Source organism: Ruminococcus sp. AF31-8BH (genome assembly GCF_003460605.1).
GTDB lineage: Bacteria > Bacillota > Clostridia > Lachnospirales > Lachnospiraceae > Blautia_A > Blautia_A acetigignens.
The window spans coordinates 84,103-109,230 of the sequence record NZ_QTVN01000010.1 but is presented as its reverse complement, the minus strand read 5'-3'; the positions used below and the strand labels follow the sequence as shown (position 1 = coordinate 109,230).

Genomic DNA, 25,128 nt, shown 5'->3' with positions numbered 1-25,128 from the left:
AATGAGTGATCTGATCACGGTACAGGGAGTGGTGTTATCTGCCCAGCCCGTGGGAGAGTATGACAAGCGGATCGTTCTTCTTACCAGGGAGCGGGGAAAAATTTCCGCTTTTGCAAAGGGGGCAAGACGGCAGAACAGTCCATTTATGGCAGCAGCCAATCCCTTTGTATTCGGGAATTTTACCCTTTTTGAGGGGCGCAGCAGCTACAATCTGAACCAGGTGACCGTGACCCATCATTTTGTGGAACTGGCATCCAGGCAGCCGGGAATCTACTATGGATATTATTTCCTGGAGCTTGCGGATTACTTCGGACATGAGGGGACGGATGAGAAGAATATGATGAATCTTCTTTACCTGACTGTGAAAGCCCTTCTGAATCCGGAGCTGGATCCGCGGCTGGTGCGGTGCATTTTTGAGCTTCGCACTATGGCGGAGCAGGGACTGATGCCGGAGCTTTTTCGCTGTGTGCACTGCGGCGAGGAAATCGCGGGCAAAGAGAATCTGTTTTTTTCCCAGGAGGCACATGGAATTCTGGATGGAGACTGTCTGAGAAAGGCGGATGCGGCGGAGGCAAGAAGCGCAAGGCGGATTTCCCCGGCAGTGCTTTATACCATGCAGTATATTGTCAGTTCGCCTATGACCCGGCTTTATAATTTCACGGTGACAAAGGAAGTGCTGCGGGAACTGGAGCACCACATCCGCACCTACGTGGCCGCAAACACGGACAAAAGGTTCAAAAGCCTGCAGATTCTGGAGGTTATGATCTAACAAAGTGCCGGAATGTACGGAATTGAGTACGCGTTATAACTTTACAAAAGCAGAAGTAACGAGTATAATGATTAAAAATCATCTATCAAACAATGAGGAGAGATATCATGGAAAAAACAATGGACAAGATTATTGCTCTGGCGAAAGCAAGAGGATTTGTTTACCCGGGTTCTGAGATTTATGGCGGCCTTGCCAATACATGGGACTACGGAAACCTTGGCGTAGAGCTTAAAAATAACGTAAAGCGTGCATGGTGGCAGAAATTCATTCAGGAATCTCCATACAATGTAGGTGTTGACTGTGCCATTCTGATGAACCCGCAGACCTGGATCGCTTCCGGACATCTTGGCAGCTTCTCCGATCCTCTTATGGACTGTAAAGAATGCCACGAGCGTTTCCGTGCAGACAAGATTATCGAGGACTACAGCCAGGAGAACGACATTACACTTGAGAGCTCTGTAGACGGCTGGTCCCAGGAAGAGATGAAGAATTTCATCGAGAAACACAATGTTCCATGTCCTTCCTGCGGAAAACACAATTTCACAGATATCCGTCAGTTCAACCTGATGTTCAAGACCTTCCAGGGTGTAACAGAGGATGCTAAGAATACTGTATATTTAAGACCGGAAACAGCTCAGGGTATTTTCGTAAACTTCAAGAACGTACAGAGAACCTCCCGTAAGAAGATTCCGTTTGGTATCGGCCAGATCGGTAAATCCTTCCGTAACGAGATTACACCTGGAAACTTCACCTTCCGTACCCGTGAGTTCGAGCAGATGGAGCTTGAATTCTTCTGCGAGCCAGACACAGACCTTGAGTGGTTTGCATACTGGAAGAGCTTCTGCCTGAACTGGCTGCATTCTCTTGGCCTGAAGGATGAGGAAGTTCGTTACCGTGACCATGACAAAGAGGAGCTGAGCTTCTACAGCAAGGCTACCACAGACGTTGAGTTCCTTTTCCCATTTGGATGGGGCGAGCTCTGGGGAATCGCTGACAGAACAGACTATGACCTGACTCAGCATCAGAACGTATCCGGACAGGATCTTACCTATTTCGACGATGAGAAGAAGCAGAAATACATTCCATATGTAATCGAGCCGTCACTTGGTGCTGATCGTGTGGTCCTGGCATTCCTTTGCAGCGCATATGACGAGGAAGTCCTGGATGCAGAGAAGAACGATGTTCGTACTGTCCTTCATTTCCATCCGGCACTTGCTCCGGTTAAGATCGGTGTGCTTCCGCTTTCCAAGAAGCTGAATGAGGGCGCCGAGAAAATCTATGCACAGTTATCCAAGAAATACAACTGTGAGTTCGATGACCGTGGAAACATCGGAAAACGTTACAGAAGACAGGACGAGATTGGTACTCCATTCTGTGTAACCTATGACTTTGATTCCGAGACAGATGGAATGGTTACTGTACGTGACCGTGATTCCATGGAGCAGGTTCGTATTAAGATCGACGAGCTGGATGCTTACTTCGCAGATAAATTTACATTCTAAGATGAGGAAAACCCATTTAGCTGCACTGTGAATTGTTTAATGCGGTCAGGCATTTTGTAATGCGCGGACGGACCAATAAAGTGAATAAAAGGGGGCTGACTTTCTATCTGTATGGGAGGTTAGTCCCTTTCATCTGTTATGAAATACCATGGATGAAACTTAGCTGGATATATTTATGGTGTTGTCCGTAGTGGCAGTTAAGTTCTTTGGATTTTGGGAGTTATGAGGAAATGAAGAAACAACGTTGGACGTGTATTGATATTTTGAAATGTCTTGCTGCTCTTGCTGTTGTGGAGATTCATAAGCCACTGAAGGTGCAAAGCGGAGCGGAACTTTTGATTCTGTGTCGGTTTGCAGTGCCGGTTTTCTTTATGATCACTGGTTTCTTTTACTCAGAAACAGTGGCACACAGGCGGGAGCTTAAGCAGATTGGAAAAATCCTTACGATTACCATAGGAGCTAATCTGTTTTACTTGATCTGGAAGGTTCTGTTGGCTCTGGAAAATGGAAATAATATAAAAGATGCACTGCTGGCCAGGTTTGAAGAAAGAATGCCAGAAGATTTCATTTTATGGAATTTTTCCCCACTGTCCCCACATTTGTGGTATTTACAGGCGCTTGTGTATGTGCTGGTGATCGCATTTATTGTAGAACATTTAGGCTTAAGGAAGCTTGCATATCTGGCAGTTCCGGTACTGTTGGCAGGAAACCTGATAAAGGGAAATTATTCTCTGCTCCTTCTGGGAAAAGATTATTGCCATGTTTATTATGCGAGAAATTTTCTGTATTGTGGCCTGCCCTTTTTCTGGCTGGGCTGCCTGTTTGGAGAGAGAAAAGAAGCTTTGGAGGGCTGTCTTGACAAAAAGAAAATGACATTGCTTTTGGGCGGTATTCTGGTTTTCTGGAACATGGCACTTATGGAGCAAAGATGGCTTACGAAAATGAATGCTCTTGGAACAGAAGAAGAGTATGGTGGAACCATTTTTCTGGCAGTCTGTATCTTCCTTCTTTTTATAGGATGGCAGAATTTTTATAAGGAAAATGTGGTAACCCGGATAATGGCAAAAATCGGGAAAGATTATTCTATGCTGATCTATGTTTTGCATTATGCGGTGCTGCAGGCGCTATCAAAGTGCTTTAAAGGCAGGCATACTATGCTGGCAAGAGGATACAGACAGTATGGGATGATGTTTGTTTTTGCGGCTACCGTGGTATTGGTGGCGGCTTATGGAGCTGCGAAGAGAAAATTGAGGGAGAATTCTACTGTTAAAGTAGGGAATGCTGTACTGGAGCGTGTTTGAAAAAACATTCCTGTAAGTAGACAATAAAAATATCCTGAACAAGTGATAAAATCTGTGTAATGGGCAGTGCACTTGTCAGGATATTTTGTATTTTTATATTGTTTGCAGGCTGCTTTGAACAACAGTATTTGCAGTTTATGTGCAGAAGGCCTTTTTAAAACGGGTTTTAGAACACCTCAATGGTATACGCAGTCTCAAACATCTCGTCCATTTTCAGATGGTTGATAAATGGTTTTTCAGAAAGATCCCCTGTAAATCCACAGTCATCACAGCGGCCCATCCATGGCTCCAGGCATACAAAGGGTGCGTCCTGGGAAGCGGACCAGATGCCGAAGTTCGGGAAGCCCAAGCAGCGCATTTCCAGATAAGGAGTGCCGTCCGGAAGTGCAATTCCGGCCTTGGTGATCTGGTTGTCAAATACCAGCGCATCATGGTCAAACATATGGTCATCAATCTGACAGGTACCATTCTCCAGTTTGAGAGTGGCTTCTTCATCTGCCTTGGCTGTGCCGGTCTCAGGATCCAGAAGAAGGTAGGTAAGGCTGTCCTGTCCGTCAAAGGTCAGGCGGTAATCGCTTCTCTTGGTGTCTGGCAGAACCGGGACATTAAACGCCGGATGTCCGCCGATGGCGAAATACATGTCCCCTTCGCTGTTGTTTGCCACCTTCCAGCTGACGGTAAGAGTGTGGCCCTTCAGAATGTGGCGGATGCGCAGCACGAAGTCAAAAGGATAAACCTTACGGGTGTCTTCGGTAGAACGGATCTGATGGGTCACGGAATCCGGTGTGGAATCAATGCAGGTGAAATCCGTATCCCTGGCAAATCCGTGCTGCTTGGAAGCATATTCCTGTCCGTGAATGCGATAATGGTTGTTGTAATGCTTTCCTACATTAGGGAATAGAACCGGCGCATGACGTCCCCAGAATTTGGGATCTCCCTGCCAGATCACTTCCCTGTCTTTTTCTTTATCATAGATACTTACAAGCTCAGCGCCATGGTCGTCGATGGTCACTTTCAGAAAATCATTTTCGATAATTCGTTTCATGATGAAAAACCTCCGTGTGTGATGTTGGGTATATTATACTACGGCGGGTGAAATTTGTATATCCTATTTAAATATATATGTATTTTATATTTATGTGCAAAATGATAATATAATTGTATGGATACCTTGAAAAGAACGGAAACAAACTTTAATTGCGAAGCTATTCATTATCTGCTATATTTTATGGTAGAGATAACGGAGGAGAAACATGATACATATAGCTATTGTAGAAGATGAAGAGAAGTATAGAAAACAGCTGAGGGAATATATTGAACAGTATTGTGAGAAATCCGGTAAGCAGATACAGACTTCTTTTTTTCAGGACGGGGAAGACATAATCGAAAATTATACAGCGGATTTTGACCTGATTTTCATGGATATTCAGATGCGCTTTATGGATGGAATGACAGCTGCCCGTGAAATCCGAAAATTAGACAAAAAAGTAATTCTGATGTTTATTACCAGCATAGCAACCTACGCCATTGAAGGTTATGAAGTAGATGCTCTGGATTATATTCTGAAACCATTGTCCTACAATATGTTTGAGCAGAAGCTGAACCGTGCTCTTTTAAGAGTGGATGGACAGGAAGAACATTATTTTCTCATTCAGACAAGTGAGGAAACATTAAGGATTAAGGTAACGGAGATCCATTATATAGAAAGCCACAGCCACATTATGGCCTATCATCTTCCTGACAGAATCCTGGAAAGCAGGGGAAGATTAGATGATCTTGAAGAACAGCTTTCCCCCTATGGATTTTACCGCAGTAACCGGGGATATCTGATCAATCTTCATTATGTGACCGGGGTTTCAGACGGCTGTTGTATAATAGACGGAAACATGCTTCCGGTAAGCCGAAGGAAAAAGGCAGAGTTCATGGAGAAGCTGTCACAGATACTTTAATTTTACCCAGAGGAGGTCTTAGCATGGAAAAAATGCCGCTTCTTGGTGCGCCGGGGTATTATTGTGCCCTGGGTTACTGGATGGCAGCTGTATTATTTGGCTATGAGAATAAAAGGAAACATACAGCCGGCATCACCGTACTGCTGCAGATTGTATTTCTTGTCTGCATCATAATCTTTTCAGTTGTGACGGACACAAACCTTGCAATTTATTTTTTGCCCTGCTTTGCGTTTGCCATATTGCTGCTGTTTTTGATGCTGTATCTGACATGTGAGATGCCGCTGAATAATATATGCTATTTTACAATCCGGTCATTCATTCTCGGAGAATTTACATCGTCCCTGGAATGGCAGCTGGAAATCTATTTCCGTGAGAAAATCGCGCCGGGAAATACAATCCTTTTTAGCGCTGTTTTCTTGCTGGCAGTACATAGCGGTTCTGTGGTGATCGTAAATCTCTTCGAGAAGAGATACAAAGAGAGCAACTTCAGGCTGCACATCGGGAAAAAAGAACTGGCACATGCATCCCTGATCGCAGTATCCTTTTTTCTCTTCAGTAATATCAGTAATATATTTAAGAATACACCCTTCAGCAGCAGTGTCCTGTCGGAAATTCTTCTGATCCGGACGCTTGTAACCTTGGGAGGGGTTATTATGCTGTATGCCTATCATATGCAGCTGCAGGATATTAAGGATAAACTGGAGATTCAGATGCTTCGGCAGACTATGGATGCACAGTATGCCAATTATCAGATGTCCGAGCAGAGTGTTGCTCTGATCAATCAGAAATATCATGACCTGAAACATCAGATCGAATTTCTGAAATCTGATATTTCCTCCGATGAGAAAATGCAGTATCTGAATGAAATGGAACAGGATATCCAGGCTTTTGAAGCGCAGAACCATACGGGAAACCACATTCTTGACACAATCCTTACTGCCAAAAGCCTTCAGTGCCAGAACGAAAATATACAGCTCACCTGTGTGGCAAATGGAAAATATATTGAATTCATGAATCCCATGGATATCAGTGCGCTTTTTGGAAATATGCTTGATAATGCAATCGAAGGTGTTTCTAAAGTAGAAGAGAAAGACAAGCGCTGGATTCATGTAAGTATACGCAGAAAAATGGATTTTTTGGTCATTTGTGTAAGCAATAGCTATCAGGGGGACATTTCATTTTCTCATGGAATGCCGGTCACACAGAAAGAGGATAAACGTTACCATGGATATGGCACCAAGAGTATCCGGAATATTGTCAGTCAATATGGCGGGACAGTAGTTTTTCGCGCTGAAAAAGGATGGTTTGAAGTGAAAGCTACATATGATTTTAATTCACTGAATCAAGCAGGTCAGCTATAAACTGGTCTGCTTTTTTTGTCTTTATTTACCATTGGGGACACAAAGGATGCCATTGGGGTAATTTCCCGCAGGAGTACTTGAGATATGCTATAAAAGATACATAAAATATATTCCTGGGAAGAATTTTTTACATCAATTATTGAGGAGGAGAAAATAATGCCCCATGCAAAATTATGGAGAGCAGTGATACAGAAACGGTTTATGTAAAAACCTGGTGGCAGAATACAATTCTGGGTGTGGAAATCGGACTGGGCATACTGACAACTGTATTTGGAATTTTATATGTTTTACAATTATGGAAAAAGAAAAAGGAGCAGGCGTAATTATGAGGGAACATCTTGCAAATCATACATTTGGATTTTATCTGTCAATATCAGCCGGTATTTTATCTGTTGTCAGCCTGCTGTTTTATCTTGGAGCCGACAATCAGGGAGCTGCTGTGCTGCCGCTGATCGTATGCTCAATTCTTGCAGAAGTGGCAGGAATTGCGATTAACAGATTTACCGGCAAAGCCGGAGTGCTTATGCTGATACCAACTGTGAATGCATTGCTTTTTTCGGCGGCTATTATTTTAAGTATCATTCCGCAGGTTGACAGTTTGGGATATCTGGTTTCAGGTTTATACAGTTTTGAAGATATGAAAGCATTTATCCTTTATGCAGTATTTGCGATTCTTACATGGCTGGGATATCTGGCGGCATCCTTTATGGATATGCAGAAATAAAATATTTGAAGGGGTTTGGCTTATGTTACGTATTAATGAATTTAAAATCGAAAATCTGTCATCAGATTGCTTTACAGACAATCCGGCACCTGTATTTTCTTTTTCCATGATAAGCTCAGAGAAAAATGTTTTACTGAAAAAGGCAATTCTGTCTGTGAATAACTGGATGGAAGTGTTTGAGAGACAAACCGGGCTTGTTTATGAAGGACCTGAGCTGACTCCCTTTACCAAATATCTGGCAATACTGGAAATTACGGACGATCATGGGGAAACTGCGAAAGCTTCCCTGGAATTTGAAACCGGTTTTATGGAAAGTAAGTGGAAGGCTGCCTGGATAACAGATGGTTCCTATCAGTTTAAAGAGCGAAAAAAATCGCCAAGACCGATGACCTTCAAAAAGGATTTTTCCATAAAAGGAGAAATTGAGCAGGCGAGAATTTATTCTACAGCTCTTGGAATCTATGAACTGGAACTCAATGGGCGTAAAGTTGGTGATGAATATTTTGCACCTGGCTATACCTCCTATAAAAATCAGCTGCAGTATCAGATGTATGATATTACAGAATATCTTCAAAAGCAGAACCTGCTTATGGTAATTGTAGGTGGAGGCTGGGCTGTGGGTTCATACACCTACAAAAGAATGAACCGGATTTATGCAAAGCGTCAGGCATTTCTTGGGGAGATACATATCCGGTATAAGGACGGCAGCCATGAGATCATTGGCACAGATGAGACATGGAAGGTTACAGAAGAGGGAAATTTTCTGGAAGCAGAGTTTTATGACGGAGAAGTCTATGATGCAACTGTGAAGCTGGAAAACAGTTCTTTTCATAATGCCGATATTGAAAAAATGAAAATCGAACCACAGCTTCTGGTACAGTATGGAAGCCCGGTAAAAGCGCACGAGCAGTTTGAACCCGTATCCTGTGAGTTATCGCCATCCGGTATGCTGATCTATGATTTTGGCCAAAATATGGCGGGCGTGATTGAGGCTGACATACAGGGCAGGGCGGGGGAAAAAATAGTTTTTTATCATGCAGAGGTTCTTTTAAACGGAGAACTCTATACTAAGCCGCTGCGCAGTGCAAAGCAGCAAGCTGTCTATATCTGTAAAGAAGGCAGTCAGCAGTACTCTCCCCGTATGACCTATATGGGATTTAGGTATGTAGGAGTAAGTGGTATTTCGGCAGACAAAATAAAATTAAAGGCAACCGCGTTGTATTCTGACATTTCAAAAAACGGCAGTTTTTCCTGTTCCGAGCCGATGCTGAATAAGCTTCAGGGCTGTATTGAATGGAGTGCAAAATCTAATTTTGTAGATATTCCGACGGATTGTCCGCAAAGGGATGAACGCCTTGGCTGGACCGGTGACATTGCGCTTTTTGCATCAACAGCCGCTTATAATTTTGATATGAGTCGTTTTTTTGATAAGTGGCTGAAGGATATGCGGGCAGAGCAGAATCCGGGAGGCGGGATTCCCATGATCATCCCTATGGTAAAAATTCCGGGGCAGCTTGAAATGCTGTTCCCGTTAGCTGTGGATCACTGGGGGGACGCCTGTATTCTTGTGCCGTGGGCCGAATATATGGCCCGGGGTGATATAGAGCTTTTGAGAAAAATGTATCCTTCTATGAAAAAATATATAAAAGCCTGTAAATTCTGGGCAGGACTTTTTTCTGCGCAGAAAAAGAAGAGGATATGGAGTCTGCTGTTTCATTATGGGGACTGGTGTGCACCGGATATGACCTATAAAGAGTGGATGAAGCGGGGGAAATGGACCGGAACTGCCTGTCTTGCACACTCATCTGCAATACTTTCGGAAATCGCAGGGATTTTGGGAGAAAAAGAGGATGAAGAGGCTTACCGGAAACTGAGCCTGGAAACGGCTCAGGCTTATCGGAATATTCTGATGAATGAAAATTGCCATATAAAAGGCGGCGATTTTCAAACCGGATTTGTTTTGCCGCTGCAGTATAATATGCTTTTTGAAAAAGATAAAAAGAGGGCAGCAGCAAATCTGGTAAAACTGATCCGTGATAATAACTATAACATAAAAACCGGATTTCCCGGAACGCCTTATGTACTTTTTGCCCTGGCAGACAATGGCTATCTGGAGGATGCATACAAAATGCTTCTTACAGATACCTGTCCATCCTGGCTCTATGAGGTGAAAGCAGGTGCGACAACTATGTGGGAACGGTGGGATGCACTCCGGGAGGATGGCAGCTGTAATCTGGGAGAGGACAACGGAAGCGGTGGAATGGTATCCTTCAACCATTATGCAAATGGCGCAGTGGGAGATTTCTTTTACAGGCGTATTCTGGGAATCGAAGCTGTCGAAGGCGGGTACAGAAGGTTTCGGATTGCCCCGCTGCCTGGTGGCGGTCTTGACTTTGCAAAAGGGGATGTGAATACTCCGTATGGATATATCCGATGCAGCTGGATTATAGAAGATGGAGGCTTTAAGCTGACAGCAGAGATTCCTGCCGGAACTCAGTGCGAGATCGTACTTCCGTCTGGCAGAAGTTTTACAGAAGGAAGCGGCAGTTATTGCTATGAGGAGAAGATAGGATGAAATTTTTTCAGGATAAAAAGAGCACACATAAATTTTCAGGCGTTTTCAGAAGCCGTATACAAGATGAGAATGTTACAATGCCGGAATTGGCACTGGGATATTTCCTTGGTCCATTTTGTGCACTGCTGGCAAATGCCATATTTGTATCATTCCTTAATCGTTTTTACACAGATATATTGGGAATGAAGGGGCTGTTTATTACAATGCTTCCTCTTGTGTCCACGGTTTTTGTGATCATTGGCAATCTGAAAATGGGAACCATGATCGATAAAACGCATACAAAAGCCGGAAAAGCAAGGCCATATCTGCTGATATCGGCACCGCTTATGCTGTTATCCATATTTTTGATCTTTTCTGTTCCGACAGGAAATGACTCAGGACAATTATGCTGGATCGCAATTTCCTATAATCTTTTCTTTGCTGTTGCATATCCTGCATATTTTGTGGCGCATAGCATGATGATCCCTCTTTCTACCAGAAAGTCCAATCAGAGGGGAAAGCTTTCTATTGCGTCTCAGGTTGCAAACCTTGGGTCTACCGGATTGTTTGCAACCATGCTTTTCCCCATGCTTTTGTATCCGCTCTTGAAGAATCAGAAGGCATGGCTGATTTGTATGGGAACGATCGGTGTTATTGCCTGTGTGGGAATCATGCTTGAATTCCTTTTTACCAGAGAACGGGTTACGGAAGAACTTAATGTGGAAAATGAGGAAAAAGCAGGAAAAACGGTGTCCATAAAGAAACAGCTGAAGGCTGTGGTGTCTGACAGGTACTGGTGGATGATTATTTTGTTTTATCTGTTTTTTAACATGGCTGCTGCCTTTAAAAATTTATCCATGAGCTATTACTGCGATTATATCCTTGGAAGCTATCAGGATGGAATCACACAGACGGCAGTTGCGGCAATCAGCGGAATTCCCATTGCGGCAGGAGCATTGTTTGCATGGCCTCTTGCAAAGAAAATGGGGAAAAAGAATTCCATTGTTGCAGGGCTGATCCTGTCTGGTGTCGGCGGATTGTTTGCCATGACAGATATGAGTAATTTTAAGGTGGTGGTTTTGGGCGTTTTTGTCAAAACCCTTGGAACGATTCCTGCATGTTATGTTATGATGGCTCTTTTTGCGGACGTTCTGGATTACCTGGAGCAGAAAAACGGCTTCCGCTGTGACGGTCTGTCCATGTCAATTTATAGCATTATCATGGTGGGAATTTCCGGAGTTGTTACAGCGGTTTTTAATGGACTTATCTCTGCTTCCGGTTATATTCCTCCGGCATTGGTGAAGAATGCCATGGTTGCGGCAGAGCAAAACGGCATCACCAGGGGGATTTTTTCGTTGTGTTTTTTGGGGGCAGAAACTATTGTTAATTTATTGCTTGCGGTTATGCTCATTTTCTGTAATGTGGAAAAGAAAATGCAAAAATATGTTAGAAAATAAAACAAAAAAAGACACATTATACGCGAATTAGTCAAAAGGAATAAAGGATAATCACGCATATGCGAAAATATAGATATAAAAATGAGAATAAACAACAAATAAATATGCAAAATACACAATAATACATTGACTTTGCCATGCGCGTTTGGTAGACTATACAATTATAAGGCGCAAAAAAGAAAATATCCTGACGCCGATGATCAATTGGAATAGAGGAGGAATACCATAATGGCAAAGAAAAGAAATATTATTGTAGGACAGTCCGGAGGCCCCACATCTGTAATCAATTCCAGTCTTGCTGGCGTATACAAGAACGCAGTAGAGCGCGGCTTTGACAAGGTATATGGAATGCTTCACGGAATTCAGGGCCTTCTTGATGAACAGTATATCGACCTTTCTACTCAGATCCATTCCGAGCTCGATATCGAGCTTCTGAAGAGGACCCCGTCTGCTTTTCTTGGTTCCTGCCGCTATAAGCTTCCGGAGATCCACGAAGACAGAGCCATCTATGAGAAAATATTCGAGATCCTGAACAAACTGGAAATCTACGCATTCATTTACATTGGCGGAAATGATTCCATGGACACCATCAAGAAGCTTTCCGATTACGCCATTATCACCGGACAGACCCAGAAATTCCTTGGCGTACCAAAGACCATTGACAACGACCTTGCACTTACCGACCACACCCCTGGCTTTGGAAGTGCAGCCAAATACATTGCAGCTTCCACCAAGGAAGTGATCCGCGACGCGGAAGGCCTTACCTATAAGAAAAACATGATCACCATCATGGAGATCATGGGAAGAAATGCCGGCTGGCTCACAGGTGCCACCGCCCTTTCCAAGTCTGAGGACTGCGAAGGACCGGATCTGATTTATCTGCCGGAGGTTCCTTTTGACATCGAGAAATTCCTTGCCAAGGTAAAAGATCTCCTGAAGAAAAAATCCTCTGTTGTCATCGCAGTATCCGAGGGAATCAAGCTGGCTGACGGACGCTACGTATGCGAGCTTGGAAGCGTAGGAGACTACGTGGACGCATTCGGCCACAAGCAGCTTCAGGGGACCGCCACCTATCTTGCCAACTTCCTGGCAGCAGAGTGCGGCTGCAAAACCCGTGCCGTAGAACTCTCCACCCTTCAGAGAAGCGCTTCCCACATGGCATCCCGGGTGGATATTGATGAGGCCATGATGGTTGGCGGTGCTGCAGTAAAGGCAGCAGACGAAGGGGATACCGGCAAGATGGTAGTTATCGACCGTGTATCCGATGATCCGTACATGGCAGCCACCGGAATTTACGATGTGCACCGCATTGCGAATGAAGAGAAGCTGGTTCCGAGGCACTGGATGAACAAAGAGGCCAATAATGTGACCAAGGACTTCATCGACTACATCAAGCCTCTGATCCAGGGGGATTATCAGCCGATCATGGTGAACGGCGTTCCCCGTCATCTGGTGCTGAATACTGGCAGAAAAAAGAAAAATTAACAAAATGAGAAAAAATTGACTGTTTTTTACCAGAATAACCTTGACGAATGACGAATAAGCCTATAAAATAACTATGTGCGTATAAAACATAGTTTTATGTTCAATGAACAAATATTTAGGAGGAAAATGTAAAATGGCAAAATGGGTTTACATGTTTACAGAAGGTAACGCTGATATGAGAAACCTTCTGGGTGGTAAAGGTGCCAACCTTGCTGAGATGACAAACCTTGGACTTCCTGTTCCGCAGGGATTTACAATCACTACTGAAGCTTGTACTCAGTACTATGAGGATGGAAGACAGATCAACGACGAGATCATGGGTCAGATCATGGAAGCAATCACCAAAATGGAAGGAGTTACCGGTAAGAAATTCGGTGATGTCGAGAATCCACTGCTTGTTTCCGTTCGTTCTGGCGCAAGAGCTTCCATGCCAGGTATGATGGATACTATCCTGAACCTTGGTTTAAATGAGGACGTTGTAGCTGTATTATCTGAGAAATCCGGCAACCCGCGTTGGGCTTGGGACTGCTACAGAAGATTTATCCAGATGTACTCTGACGTAGTTATGGAAGTTGGTAAGAAATATTTTGAAGAGCTTATCGACAAAATGAAAGCTGACAGAGGCGTTACTCTTGACGTTGAGCTTACAGCTGATGACCTTAAAGAACTTGCTATGCAGTTCAAGGCTGAATATAAAGAAAAAATCGGTTCTGATTTCCCATCTGACCCGAAGGAGCAGTTAGTTGGTGCAATCAAAGCCGTATTCCGTTCCTGGGACAACCCACGTGCCAACGTATATCGTCGTGACAACGATATCCCATATTCCTGGGGTACAGCTGTTAACGTACAGATGATGGCATTTGGTAACATGGGTGATGACTGTGGTACTGGTGTTGCATTTACAAGAGACCCAGCTACAGGAAACAAAGGTCTGTTCGGTGAGTTCCTTACCAATGCACAGGGCGAGGACGTAGTTGCTGGTGTTCGTACACCTATGCACATCGCTGAGATGGAGCAGAAGTTCCCGGAAGCATTCAAGAAATTTACAGAAGTTTGCCATACTCTGGAGACACACTACAGAGATATGCAGGATATGGAGTTCACTGTTGAGCATGGCCAGTTATACATGCTGCAGACACGTAACGGTAAGAGAACCGCTCAGGCTGCTCTGAAGATCGCTTGTGACCTTGTTGATGAGGGAATGAGAACAGAGGAAGAAGCAGTAGCTATGATCGATCCTCGTAACCTTGATACACTTCTTCATCCTCAGTTCGACGCTAAGGCTCTGAAAGCTGCTACACCAATGGGCAAAGGTCTTGGAGCTTCTCCAGGAGCTGCTTGCGGTAAGATCGTATTCACAGCTGATGACGCTGTAGAGTGGGCTGAGAGAGGCGAGAAGGTTGTTCTTGTTCGTCTTGAGACATCCCCAGAGGATATCACAGGTATGAAATCTGCACAGGGTATCCTGACAGTTCGTGGCGGTATGACATCTCACGCAGCAGTTGTTGCTCGTGGTATGGGTGAGTGCTGCGTTTCCGGATGCGGCGACATCGCTATGGACGAAGAGAATAAGAAATTCACACTTGGCGGAAAAGAGTTCCATGAGGGAGACTTCATTTCCATCGATGGTACAACAGGTAACATCTACGACGGAATCATCCCGACTGTAGACGCTACAATCGCTGGTGAGTTCGGACGTATTATGTCCTGGGCTGACAAGTACAGAACAATGAAAGTTCGTACAAACGCTGATACTCCTGCTGACGCTAAGAAAGCAGTTGAGCTCGGTGCTGAAGGTATCGGTCTTTGCCGTACAGAGCATATGTTCTTCGGTGAGGGACGTATCGATGCATTCCGTGAGATGATCTGCTCCACAACAGCTGAGGAGAGAGAAGCAGCACTTGCTAAGGTTCTTCCATATCAGCAGGAAGACTTCGAAGGTCTGTTCGAGGCTCTCGAGGGCAACCCTGTAACAATCCGTTTCCTGGATCCGCCGCTTCATGAGTTCGTTCCTACAGAAGAGGAAGACATCAAGAAGCTTGCTGATGCTCAGGGCAAGACTGTAGAGGAAATCAAGACAATCATTAGCTCTCTTCATGAGTTCAACCCAATGATGGGACATCGTGGATGCCGTCTGGCAGTTACCTATCCTGAGATCGCTAAGATGCAGACAACAGCAGTTATCCGTGCAGCTATCAATGTAAAGAAAGCTCACGCTGACTGGAATATCTGCCCAGAGATCATGATCCCGTTAGTAGGCGATATCAAAGAGCTTAAATATGTTAAGAAGTTTGTTGTTGAGACAGCTGACGCTGAGATCGCAGCAGCAGGCGTAGATCTGAAATATGAAGTAGGTACTATGATCGAGATCCCACGTGCAGCTCTTACAGCTGATGAGATCGCAAAAGAAGCTGACTTCTTCTGCTTCGGTACCAACGACTTAACTCAGATGACATACGGATTCTCCCGTGATGACGCTGGTAAGTTCCTTAACGCTTACTATGATGCTAAGATCTTCGAGAATGACCCATTTGCAAAACTGGATCAGGTTGGTGTTGGTAAGCTTATGGATATGGCTATCAAACTTGGTAAGCCGGTTAACCCGAACCTTCACATCGGAATCTGTGGAGAGCACGGTGGAGATCCGTCTTCTGTAGAGTTCTGCAACAAGATCGGTCTTGACTATGTATCCTGCTCACCATTCCGTGTACCGGTAGCTCGTCTGGCAGCAGCTCAGGCAGCAATTGCTCAGAAGAACAAATAATTCATTCTTGTGAGAGGGTAAAGTGATCTATCCTGTAAAAGGGTAAATCGCCCAACCAACTAAATAAATTTGTCCAAGCGTAAAAATTGACCTTGATGGACTGGAATTTCCAGCCCCTCAGGGTCTTTTTTGATTTATAGAGTGGTGGAAATCTTGACTTAAGTGATTTTTCTCAATATAATTTGTATTTTAATTTTGGGAAAACCGCAATATAATACAAGAGGTGCTTATGCGTAAAATTGGCTACAAAGATTGGTGCGAGAAAAAAACATTGTTCGAATGCAAAGAAGTATGCAGAGCTATTAGAAAGACTGTCAGAAATGGATTCACATTCTCTGTGTCCAGAGAGCCGTAAAAAACATATGAAAGATACACAATAATTGCTCCGATTTTACAACTGCTGCCAGACGAACAAAAGAAATGTGAAATGATTTCTGTTATTGCAATCAGCGAAGAAATCAGCAAGCAGACAGTGCAAAAGAGGCTGTAAAAAATCTTGTGTCTTTGGAAAGTGAATCTTTCTGATAAGAAATAGATATGTAAGGTTTTGCTGTCGAATTTATAATTCTGTTGTTGTCGAAGCTATCTTTCTATTTTCAGTATAACCATCTGATAAGATTTTATACATCTGTTTTGATTTTTTTGCATGACAAGCAAGACTTGTACTTAGCAGCTATTACAATTCCGTTCTTCCGACTGGAAAAGAGAAGTATGTAAGCAGTATTTACTACCTTTATATCTCTGCCTCCCAAAATGGGAAACAATATCTTGCTTCTGGTCCTGCTGGTTATGTAAGAGAATTATTCTCGGACATGGGTATTTCAAACCCACAAGAAAACGCAGACCAGTTTTATGCGGTGATGTTTTTTTCTACAGCCTGTATGATGGTGCAAATAACAAAGAAATGGTAAAAAAACAGTTTCAACAGACACTTGACCAGGTTATCGAGAGGTTAACCCGATTAGTTAGGAGATGACAAACATGGAAGAGACCAAATGGGGCGTGGGAGAAGAAATCTGTTCTGTAGCATCCGGCTATCCCGAGTATTGTCTTGGCAGGATCCTTTCCCAGGGGAAAGAATGGTACCGGCTGTTAACTGAAAAGGGAGAATATTCTGCCAGGATTTCTGGAAAATTCAGATATGAGACAATCTCTATATGCGAATACCCTGCTGTTGGAGATTTTGTTCTGGCGGAATGTCATACCTGTAAAGATACCGTTGCGCAAGGATGAAAAAGGAAGACATTTCTCGTCTGGACCCTGCTGATCCAAAAGGTGGATGTACAGCTAATCGGTCAAAGGGAAACTTCCATCGGATTTGGAGGTCTTGGCCTATTCCAGCTTATAAAAAGAAGAAGCCTGTTAAAGGTAGACCGGGATATTCTTTTGCTTGGAATATACTATATACTGGTAATCTTGGGATATCTGATTTTTGAAATGGTTCCCATTAATTACCGCCCGGTTCTGATCGAGGGAGTCCTGGAAGCCTCATATCCATCCTCAACTACCCTTTTAACGTTAAGTGTCATGCTTTCGCTTATATATCAGGCAAATCATAGGAGTTCGAATTACTGGTTACGAAAAGGAACTAATATTTTTTCTGTTCTTTTTTCCTTGTTTATGATATGTGGAAGATTATTATGTGGTGTACACTGGTGTACAGACATCATCGGAGGTGTTCTATTGAGCTTCGGATTGTTTGGAATATATCGGGGAGCCGCTTTACTTTGCTGTAGGAATCAGTGACAGATTGGAGAAAAAACAGGTAGAGAAACATATGCAATAGCAGTAGGGCTGCTGTTTCTGATAATAAAAAGAATCATCCTTTTGTATCGTGTGAAAAATGAATAAAGTTTTATAAAAAGGGATTGTTCAGAGTGAGCATTCCTTTTTCTATTGGAAATTTGCCATAAATTGTCAAACAATAGTTGCTTAAAGGTGCCAAATAATATATAATAGACTATAATCAATAGTTAAAATATCCTGACTTTTGCAGGTAAAGTAGGTTAAAAATGGCCGCAATCCAAGTGTTTATGCTGGATTGCGGCTTCTCTGTTTTGTCATTTTTTCATGGTGTTTTTTCTACTTTTTTGTCTTTGCCAAAATTTTTTTTATTTCTCCTAAAGTCCGAATGCGTTTCCCAAAATCAATGTCCATAATCAATCCGATATCTTTTAGCAGTTCATCATAGTAGTCAAACAAGTAGTAGTTTTGCTGAACCAGACTGCATTCTGCTTTTGACAAGGATTCAAGGATTGTTCCAACGCTGTATTTATGCTCAAGCTTGTTTTCCAGTATTCTTGCGATTGTCAGGGCTACAAAACAGGTCAGAAAGTGTGCTTCGATATGTTCCTTAGTCCAGACATATACGGGTCTGGCTTCCAGTTCGCTTTTGGTTACTTTGAAGGATTCTTCGATCCGCCATAATCCTCGATACATGTCAATAATCTCATCATCTGACGCTTCCATTTCGCTGGTCAGGAGCATGTAATAACCGTCCAATGCCTCCTCTTCCCGAATCTTTTCCTCATCAAGGTTCAGAATGGAGGAGGAAGTGAGGATTTCTCCGGTTTCTTTGTCATAATCTATTTTTTTTACATATTTGGCAGCTCCATAAGAAGTAGCTCTTGAGTAATTTCCTGGATTTTCTGCCAGATCTCTTGCTTTTATCAAAGCAGCTTCCCGTTCTGCCTTTGCTCGTTTTGCATATTTTTCGCTCCAGAAAACAACCTGTTTTTCATCCACCTGTTTTTTTATCTTTTTTCCAGTAACAGAAGTAACCTGAATGGTCCTTGGACATTTACGGGATTTTCGTTTATATTCCGTTCCGAGCCATTCATACCCCTCCTCTTTGAGGACATAGTTTTTGAGGCTTTTTTCAGCTCCCCGGATGGACATGCTGAAAACATATCCATCATGAGTGGGAGTATTGATCGTATACCAGATGTTATCACCTGTTGTCATTCCCTTATCAGCAACAGTGATCACCCGGCCAAGGTCAAACTGTTTTTTTATGCGCCCTAAGTTTGGCCGGTAGGTCAGGCAGTCGTTGATATTTCCAGGGAATAGTTCATAAGTAATGGGGATGCCCTTGTTGTCCATGAACAGCCCCATCTGTACGATAGGATTGGGCCGGTGTTCTTTACAGACTCCTTTGCGAAGAAAGTCATTTTGTTCGTCTGTTTCGAAATAGTAGTTGGTAACATCATAATAAATCAGGCTTGTATCCCTGCCATAATTCTTTTTGATGCGGTCATTCATCCATATCTGTAAGTTTTCCCTGTGCTTGTCTAAAAAAGAAAGACAGCGGTAAACATCATCCAGTGAGTAATCCGTGTTTTCAAAAAAACGTTCCCGGCTGTCATAGGAAGATTTCTTTGAGGCTGGAAAAAGGAGTCTGGAATAAACAAGCATCTTCATAATAGTATTGGAATCATACTGTTCTTTAGAATGGCGCTGCCGATTGATCAGAAATGTATGGATGCCAAGCTCATGATAGATTTGGCTCAATGCAGCATAGCCGAAGTTTTTTCGCAGGTTATCACCGATACAAAGTCTGTCTGAATCATAAAAAGTAAAGTTGATTGGAGCCTGTTTTTTCTGTTTTTCTTCATTGAGCTGCGCCACACGTTTTGTAAAATAGGCAATCGGGTCATCATACTGTTTTTCCAGTTCATCAAGCCAGCCAATAGACTCCACTGTTTTCTGCCGGGAACACTTTTTAACTTTGTCATAATAATTATCAACGATGGAAAGACGGATTCGTCCATGGGTGTTTGGAGTTTTTTTTAGATACATAATGGGGTCCTCTGTTAGTATAATAATACTTATTATATCACAAAACGTCATAAAACGCCAGTGAAATATGATTAATTTTAAAAATAAAAAAAGCCTGTCAGCCGTTAAATAAAAGGCTTTCAAGCTACAAGCAAACATGTGATGCTGCAAAACTGTGGAGGGCAATGCCCTCTAACCTATGAAAGAAATATTCTTGACTTTCAGGTGCATTCTTTCTATAATGAATTCAAAAGTGGGAGTTTGTGCAATGGGGCACACAGATGGAAAGTCTGTGTGTCTTTTTTTATCGGAGAGGAGGTAAAATATGGCAGCTTTTGATAGAATTCTTTCCGGAATTCCGGAAATGGATCAGGCACTTGACAATATCAGGCTGGGGGATAACGTGGTATGGAGGGTATCTCACTTGGAGAAATTTCGATATTTCTGCGAACCTTATGTAGAACAGGCGATTAAAGACAAACGAAATATTGTATATTTTCGATTTGCAAGCCATGAATTATTGGTAAAAGAATGCCCTGAGGTGAAAAGAGTAGAGATTCCGCTGTCCCATCAATTTGAAAACTTTACGGTGGAAATACATAAAGTCATTGAAAGGGAAGGTATTGATACCTTTTACATTTTTGACTGTTTATCAGAGCTTCAGACAGCCTGGGCGACAGACCTGATGATGGGCAACTTTTTTCGTGTAACCTGTCCGTTCCTTTTTTCCCTGGATACGGTTGCCTTTTTCCCTATCATCAGAGGGAAGCATTCCTTTCATGCGGTAAAAAAGATATTAAATACAACACAATTACTTCTGGATGTATATTCTGATCCCAAAAATATCTATGTACGTCCTGCAAAAGTGTGGAACAGAGATTCAGAAACCATGTTTCTGCCACATATTTACAACAAAGAACTGAGAACATTTCGTCCGATCAGAGATGGCGTGCAGTCCAGCCGTTTTTATCAGATTCTCAGCAAATTTCAAAGACCAGGCGAAGAACAGTTTACAGATTCCTGGGATCGTTTTTTCAATACTGCCAGGATGCTGTATGACAATCACATGAATACAGAAGAGGCCTGCAATACAATGTGCGATATTATGATGACCAGAGACAGAAAAATGCGTCTTATGGTAAAAAAGCATTTTTCTCCTGAAGACTATTTCAGTGTCCGGAATCATATGATCGGAACCGGCATGATAGGCGGAAAAGCCTGCGGTATGCTGCTTTCCAGAGCAATTGTGCGAAATCTGGCCTGGGACATCAATGAGGTACTGGAACCACATGATTCTTTCTTTATAGGTTCCGATGTTTATTATACATATATTGTGGACAATGGATTTTGGGATATCCGTGTTCGTCAAAGAGAGGAAACAGAATATTTTTCTCTGGCAGAAGAATTTGCCAGACGTCTGAAAAATGGTGTATTTTCCGAGGAAATGAAAAATCATTTTTTACATATTCTGGAATATTATGGACAGGATCCTTTTATTGTGCGTTCCAGCAGTATTCTGGAGGATGGCTTCGGAAACGCATTTGCAGGAAAATATGAATCTGTTTTTTGCGCAAATCGTGGAAGCCTGGAAGAACGCCTTGCGGAATTCGAGAATGCCATAAAGACCGTATATGCAAGCTCTATGAGCTTGTCTGCGCTGGATTACAGAAAGAGGCGGGGGCTTGATAAACGTGATGAACAGATGGCACTTCTTGTACAGCGTGTATCTGGTTCTTACTATGGCTCTTATTATATGCCATGCGCAGCAGGGGTAGGATACTCCTACAGTCCGTACAAGTTTTTGGAGAAAATCGATCCGAAAGCTGGAATGCTCAGATTAGTTATGGGGCTGGGAACGTCGGCAGTAGACAGGACAGAAGGCTCTTATCCAAGACTTGTCAGCCTTGATATGCCTCAGGCAACAAACTGCACGACTATTGCCCAGAAACATCAGTTTTCACAGCGGAAAATAGAAGTTGTGGATACAACCAGACACTGTCTGAGACAGCTGGAGCTGGACCAGATTGAAGCTTATATTCCGGGATATCTGGACAAACTTCTTCTGGAACATGATTTTGAGGTGGAGGCTTCCATGAGGGAGAGAGGAATAAACAGAGAGGTCCGTTTTATTTCATGCGGCGGTCTTGTAAAAAAAGAGCTTCTCATGCAGCAGATACAAATGATCATGCAGTTGATTCAGAAGGAATATGACTATCCTGTTGACATTGAGTTTACGGTAAACTTATCTGAAACAGGAGAATACTCTATAAATCTGCTGCAGTGCCGACCATTGCAGGTGTTTAAGGATACGGGGAATGTGGAAATTCCGGACAATATCCCGGAAGAAAATATTATTCTGGAAAATGTACATTCTTCCATGGGGTTATCGAGGAAGACGCAGATAGATACTATTGTTCTGATAGATCCCGTAGCTTATTATAATATGCCGTATGCAAAAAAAGTAAAAGCAGCGAAGCTGATCGGTGCAGTAAACTGGAAAAATAAGGGGAAGAACAAGCATATGCTTCTGATCGTGCCGGGCCGCATCGGAACCTCTTCCCCAGAGCTTGGTGTTCCCACAACCTTTGCAGATATCAGTGAGTTTGAAGCAATTTGTGAGGTAGAGGAGAAATCTGTTGGATATAACCCGGAGCTTTCCTATGGAAGCCATATTTTCCAGGATCTGGTTGAAGCGGAAATATTGTATACAGCAGTATTTTCAAATGAAAAGACACTTCGGTTTGCACCCGAAAAGCTGGCTGATTTTCCGGATATTATAGATTTCTATACAGATGATCCGGATCTAAAGGGAGTTGCTCATGTATATGATACCAGCAAAGTTTCCTGTGAATTGTGCAACGACCTGCAAAATGAAAAACTGGTGTTGTACCGGAAATAAAACATTTAACCAAATCAAGCAAGCAGCGAAGCGGACTTGGAATATCCGCTTGACTCCCGGCATGACAGTAGAATAAAATAATGTTATACTACAATTAGAAAAAAGTTATACGAAGAAAGAGAACAAAATGGAACCATACTACTACAATCATATGACCAAACCCCAGCAGGCGGCTTATCACAGCATCCTTGCCGGGGTGAAGAACCTTGCAGATGAAATTCAGATCCCGGCGCTTGCAGGGGAGGAGCTTTACAACGTGTTTTTCCAGATGCGGCTGGATCATCCGGAAATCTTCTGGGTCATCAGCTTCAAGTACCGTTATTATAAAGATTCCCCTAATCTGATTTTTATCCCTGAGTATTTATTTGACAAAAATAAGATCCGGGAGCATCAGAAAGCCATGGAAGCCCGTGTGGAAAAGCTTGTCCGCCCTGCTATGAAGCTTTCCCAGTGGGAAAAAGAGAAGTATGTGCATGATTTCATCTGCGAAAATGTCCGCTACGACAAGCTGAAGAAACCCTATTCCCATGAGATCATCGGCCCTCTGGGCCAGGGCGTAGGCGTCTGCGAAGGCATTGCCAAGGCGGTGAAAGTCCTTCTGGATGCATTGGGAGTGTGGTGTATGATTGCTATTTGCGGGAATAATCCGGAAAAAGGAATCAAGTACCGTCATACCTGGAATATTGTAAAAATAGAGGGGACATATTATCATCTGGATGCCACCTTCGATAATAGTCTTGGGACAGATCACCATAATTCAGAAATCCGTTATGACTATTTTAATCTGGATGATCAGCAGATTTTTCGCGACCATGAACCGTTGATCGCACCGGCGCCTTCCTGCACGGATCATGATCATTTTTATTATAAAGAAAAAAAGCTTTCCTTTACCAAAAAGGAAGACGTATACAAGCGCTCCCTTCAGGCAGCTAAGAAGGGAAAGGTCCTGATTTTTCACTGGAGAGGCGGTTATCTTACCCGTGAAGTGTTAGACGAGCTTCTGGAGCTGATACGAAAGGCAGGAGCAGAACGAAATAAAACTGCAAGAGTCAGCATAAACTGGCCTCAGGCAGTTATTCGGCTTGAGTATACAGACACACAGCTGCCGGAAAAGATTTCTCTTGAAGAAGCGAATGAAGGAGAGCGGCAATAGCCTGCTTCGGGAAGAAAACTGAAATAAACTAAAAGGGACATAAGTTCTTTTAGAATTTTGAAAAACAAAAATATTGCATGAAAAAACTTTAAAAAAACTGGCCGAATTATACAAAAATTAAAATAAACAATGAAAAAGGGACATGAGTCCTGTCTTAAAAGTGAGACATATGTCATTGTAAGACTATCAGGATCGATATTATAAAAAGGAGGAAAATATAAAATGAAGAAAAGAATTGCAGCTATGGTGCTTGCAGGAGCAATGGCACTTTCCCTTGCACCAGCTTATGGAGCAACAGAGGTAAAGGCAGAGGCATCCGACATGAAGATCGCCATGGTTACTGACTCCGGTGATATCACAGACCAGAGCTTTAATCAGACTACTTACGAGGCATGTAAGGAATGGGCAGCTGACAATGGAAGCGACTTCAACTATTACAAACCAGAGAGTGACTCCGATGAGGCACGTAACGCAAGTGTTGACCAGGCTGTAGCAGACGGCGCGAACGTAATCGTTCTTCCTGGCTACATGTTCGCAGCTACCATCGTAGAGCAATCCGAGATGTACCCGGATGTGAAGTTCATCGCACCAGACGTAAGTGCAGGCGATATCTGCGAGAAAGGTGTTGGCGAAGGATACACCTACAATCCGGACGATTATGAAGTAACGGATTACTACAATGCAGACAATGTATACTGCTGTACTTATCAGGAAGAGGTTTCCGGATACATGGCAGGATACGCAGCAGTGAAGTTTGGATACAAACATCTTGGATTCCTTGGCGGAATGTCTGTACCGGCCGTTACCCGTTTCGGATATGGCTACATCCAGGGTGCTGATGAAGCAGCAAAAGAGCTTGGAATCACAGACGACGTTGAACTTGAGTATGTATGCGGCGGACAGTTCTACGGCGACGCAGACATCACAGCTTACATGGATACCTGGTACGGCAGCAAGGGCGTTGAAGTTGTATTCGCATGCGGCGGCGGAATCTACACATCTGCAGCAGAAGCAGCAGCTAAGGTTGACGGCAAGGTAATCGGTGTTGACTCCGACCAGTCCGGAATCATTGGCGAGGACATCACAGTTACATCCGCTATGAAAGGTCTTGCACCGACTGTTAAGACTGCACTTGACGCAATCAAGGACGGTAACTGGGAATCTGACTATGCTGGAAAAATCGACAACCTTGGTCTTGTATCCGAGAATCCAGAAGACAACTACGTACAGCTTCCAATGGATACCACACAGTGGGATGACAACTTTACTGTAGATGATTACAAGGATCTTGTAAGCAAATTATATAATGGCGAGATCACAGTAAGCAACGACATTACTGCATTACCGGAAACTGAGATCGCAGTAAACGATTACGGCAGCATCAAATAAGACAACTACTCCGCATAGATAAATGCAGTTATAAATCACGGGTA

At 43.1% G+C, this 25,128-nt stretch carries 19 protein-coding genes; 17 read left to right on the top strand and 2 right to left on the bottom strand.

All coding sequences use genetic code 11. The features are described 5' to 3' along the window. The first annotated feature begins 1 nt into the window (after nt 1). The 3 genes from recO to DWZ38_RS13585 all read left to right on the top strand — a co-directional run bounded on the left by recO (nt 2) and on the right by DWZ38_RS13585 (nt 3,572). Complete coding sequence (gene recO / locus DWZ38_RS13595) at nt 2-769, top strand: DNA repair protein RecO (RefSeq protein ID WP_021925368.1); 768 nt, start codon at nt 2-4, stop codon at nt 767-769. 107 nt (nt 770-876) lie between these two features. Further along, nucleotides 877-2,271 (top strand): glycine--tRNA ligase, encoded by a 1,395-nt coding sequence (locus tag DWZ38_RS13590; protein ID WP_117853454.1) that lies wholly within the window; start codon nt 877-879, stop codon nt 2,269-2,271. Nucleotides 2,272-2,501: 230 nt separating this feature from the next. Then, nucleotides 2,502-3,572 (top strand): acyltransferase, encoded by a 1,071-nt coding sequence (locus DWZ38_RS13585; RefSeq protein WP_117853451.1) that lies wholly within the window; start codon nt 2,502-2,504, stop codon nt 3,570-3,572. A 166-nt stretch (nt 3,573-3,738) separates the two neighbouring features. Here the strand turns inward: DWZ38_RS13585 and DWZ38_RS13580 are convergent, their stop codons facing one another. Further along, entirely contained in the window at nt 3,739-4,617 is an 879-nt protein-coding gene (locus DWZ38_RS13580) for an aldose 1-epimerase family protein (RefSeq protein WP_117853449.1), read from the bottom strand. A 208-nt stretch (nt 4,618-4,825) separates the two neighbouring features. On the opposite strand from DWZ38_RS13580, the gene DWZ38_RS13575 reads away from it, so the two are divergent. The 11 genes from DWZ38_RS13575 to DWZ38_RS23585 all read left to right on the top strand — a co-directional run bounded on the left by DWZ38_RS13575 (nt 4,826) and on the right by DWZ38_RS23585 (nt 17,612). Then, nucleotides 4,826-5,521, top strand: coding sequence for a LytTR family DNA-binding domain-containing protein (locus DWZ38_RS13575; protein WP_117853447.1), 696 nt, complete (start codon nt 4,826-4,828; stop codon nt 5,519-5,521). A gap of 23 nt (nt 5,522-5,544) precedes the next feature. Beyond that, on the top strand, nt 5,545-6,882 hold the full coding sequence (locus DWZ38_RS13570) for a sensor histidine kinase (protein ID WP_021924675.1): 1,338 nt from the start codon (nt 5,545-5,547) through the stop codon (nt 6,880-6,882). Nucleotides 6,883-7,055: 173 nt separating this feature from the next. Further along, nucleotides 7,056-7,205 (top strand): hypothetical protein, encoded by a 150-nt coding sequence (locus DWZ38_RS22485; protein WP_178105338.1) that lies wholly within the window; start codon nt 7,056-7,058, stop codon nt 7,203-7,205. Beyond that, nucleotides 7,178-7,606 carry a hypothetical protein gene (locus tag DWZ38_RS13565; protein ID WP_178105337.1) on the top strand — a complete coding sequence of 143 codons (429 nt, stop codon included), beginning with the start codon at nt 7,178-7,180 and terminating at the stop codon, nt 7,604-7,606. The genes DWZ38_RS22485 and DWZ38_RS13565 overlap by 28 nt, the downstream gene beginning before the upstream one ends. Before the next feature lie 22 nt (nt 7,607-7,628). Next, complete coding sequence (locus tag DWZ38_RS13560; protein WP_117853445.1) at nt 7,629-10,181, top strand: family 78 glycoside hydrolase catalytic domain; 2,553 nt, start codon at nt 7,629-7,631, stop codon at nt 10,179-10,181. Further along, the gene (locus DWZ38_RS13555) at nt 10,178-11,617 is read left to right on the top strand and encodes an MFS transporter (protein WP_021924672.1); all 1,440 of its coding nucleotides are present in this window, start codon (nt 10,178-10,180) and stop codon (nt 11,615-11,617) included. Before DWZ38_RS13560 ends, DWZ38_RS13555 begins: the two co-directional genes overlap by 4 nt. Before the next feature lie 228 nt (nt 11,618-11,845). Then, entirely contained in the window at nt 11,846-13,102 is a 1,257-nt protein-coding gene (locus DWZ38_RS13550) for a 6-phosphofructokinase (RefSeq protein ID WP_117853443.1), read from the top strand. Nucleotides 13,103-13,235: 133 nt separating this feature from the next. Further along, nucleotides 13,236-15,866 carry a pyruvate, phosphate dikinase gene (ppdK, locus tag DWZ38_RS13545; protein WP_117853440.1) on the top strand — a complete coding sequence of 877 codons (2,631 nt, stop codon included), beginning with the start codon at nt 13,236-13,238 and terminating at the stop codon, nt 15,864-15,866. A 981-nt stretch (nt 15,867-16,847) separates the two neighbouring features. Next, entirely contained in the window at nt 16,848-17,099 is a 252-nt protein-coding gene (locus tag DWZ38_RS13540; RefSeq protein ID WP_173765796.1) for a hypothetical protein, read from the top strand. Further along, complete coding sequence (locus tag DWZ38_RS23590; protein ID WP_347519835.1) at nt 17,096-17,302, top strand: hypothetical protein; 207 nt, start codon at nt 17,096-17,098, stop codon at nt 17,300-17,302. Before DWZ38_RS13540 ends, DWZ38_RS23590 begins: the two co-directional genes overlap by 4 nt. Before the next feature lies 1 nt (nt 17,303). Continuing rightward, nucleotides 17,304-17,612 carry a phosphatase PAP2 family protein gene (locus tag DWZ38_RS23585; protein ID WP_330608655.1) on the top strand — a complete coding sequence of 103 codons (309 nt, stop codon included), beginning with the start codon at nt 17,304-17,306 and terminating at the stop codon, nt 17,610-17,612. Nucleotides 17,613-17,948: 336 nt separating this feature from the next. Here DWZ38_RS23585 and DWZ38_RS13530 read toward each other — a convergent pair whose 3' ends face one another. Next, nucleotides 17,949-19,664, bottom strand: a complete 1,716-nt coding sequence (locus DWZ38_RS13530) for an IS1634 family transposase (RefSeq protein WP_117853433.1) — start codon at nt 19,662-19,664, stop codon at nt 17,949-17,951. Nucleotides 19,665-19,968: 304 nt separating this feature from the next. Between DWZ38_RS13530 and DWZ38_RS13525 the strand changes: the two genes are divergently transcribed. From DWZ38_RS13525 to DWZ38_RS13515, 3 genes are all read left to right on the top strand, one after another. Beyond that, a complete protein-coding gene (locus DWZ38_RS13525) occupies nt 19,969-22,542 on the top strand; it encodes a PEP/pyruvate-binding domain-containing protein (RefSeq protein WP_117853431.1) in 2,574 nt (857 codons plus the stop codon). A gap of 127 nt (nt 22,543-22,669) precedes the next feature. Continuing rightward, entirely contained in the window at nt 22,670-23,695 is a 1,026-nt protein-coding gene (locus DWZ38_RS13520; protein WP_117853429.1) for a transglutaminase domain-containing protein, read from the top strand. 222 nt (nt 23,696-23,917) lie between these two features. Continuing rightward, complete coding sequence (locus tag DWZ38_RS13515; RefSeq protein WP_117853426.1) at nt 23,918-25,084, top strand: BMP family ABC transporter substrate-binding protein; 1,167 nt, start codon at nt 23,918-23,920, stop codon at nt 25,082-25,084. Nucleotides 25,085-25,128: the final 44 nt, after the last annotated feature.

Coding starts and splice junctions, on each gene's coding strand:
- recO (WP_021925368.1), top strand. CDS start 2: ATGAGTGATCTGATCACGGTACAGGGAGTGGTGTTATCTGCCCAGCCC.
- DWZ38_RS13590 (WP_117853454.1), top strand. CDS start 877: ATGGAAAAAACAATGGACAAGATTATTGCTCTGGCGAAAGCAAGAGGA.
- DWZ38_RS13585 (WP_117853451.1), top strand. CDS start 2,502: ATGAAGAAACAACGTTGGACGTGTATTGATATTTTGAAATGTCTTGCT.
- DWZ38_RS13580 (WP_117853449.1), bottom strand. CDS start 4,617: ATGAAACGAATTATCGAAAATGATTTTCTGAAAGTGACCATCGACGAC.
- DWZ38_RS13575 (WP_117853447.1), top strand. CDS start 4,826: ATGATACATATAGCTATTGTAGAAGATGAAGAGAAGTATAGAAAACAG.
- DWZ38_RS13570 (WP_021924675.1), top strand. CDS start 5,545: ATGGAAAAAATGCCGCTTCTTGGTGCGCCGGGGTATTATTGTGCCCTG.
- DWZ38_RS22485 (WP_178105338.1), top strand. CDS start 7,056: ATGGAGAGCAGTGATACAGAAACGGTTTATGTAAAAACCTGGTGGCAG.
- DWZ38_RS13565 (WP_178105337.1), top strand. CDS start 7,178: ATGGAAAAAGAAAAAGGAGCAGGCGTAATTATGAGGGAACATCTTGCA.
- DWZ38_RS13560 (WP_117853445.1), top strand. CDS start 7,629: ATGTTACGTATTAATGAATTTAAAATCGAAAATCTGTCATCAGATTGC.
- DWZ38_RS13555 (WP_021924672.1), top strand. CDS start 10,178: ATGAAATTTTTTCAGGATAAAAAGAGCACACATAAATTTTCAGGCGTT.
- DWZ38_RS13550 (WP_117853443.1), top strand. CDS start 11,846: ATGGCAAAGAAAAGAAATATTATTGTAGGACAGTCCGGAGGCCCCACA.
- ppdK (WP_117853440.1), top strand. CDS start 13,236: ATGGCAAAATGGGTTTACATGTTTACAGAAGGTAACGCTGATATGAGA.
- DWZ38_RS13540 (WP_173765796.1), top strand. CDS start 16,848: ATGGAAGAGACCAAATGGGGCGTGGGAGAAGAAATCTGTTCTGTAGCA.
- DWZ38_RS23590 (WP_347519835.1), top strand. CDS start 17,096: ATGAAAAAGGAAGACATTTCTCGTCTGGACCCTGCTGATCCAAAAGGT.
- DWZ38_RS23585 (WP_330608655.1), top strand. CDS start 17,304: ATGGTTCCCATTAATTACCGCCCGGTTCTGATCGAGGGAGTCCTGGAA.
- DWZ38_RS13530 (WP_117853433.1), bottom strand. CDS start 19,664: ATGTATCTAAAAAAAACTCCAAACACCCATGGACGAATCCGTCTTTCC.
- DWZ38_RS13525 (WP_117853431.1), top strand. CDS start 19,969: ATGGCAGCTTTTGATAGAATTCTTTCCGGAATTCCGGAAATGGATCAG.
- DWZ38_RS13520 (WP_117853429.1), top strand. CDS start 22,670: ATGGAACCATACTACTACAATCATATGACCAAACCCCAGCAGGCGGCT.
- DWZ38_RS13515 (WP_117853426.1), top strand. CDS start 23,918: ATGAAGAAAAGAATTGCAGCTATGGTGCTTGCAGGAGCAATGGCACTT.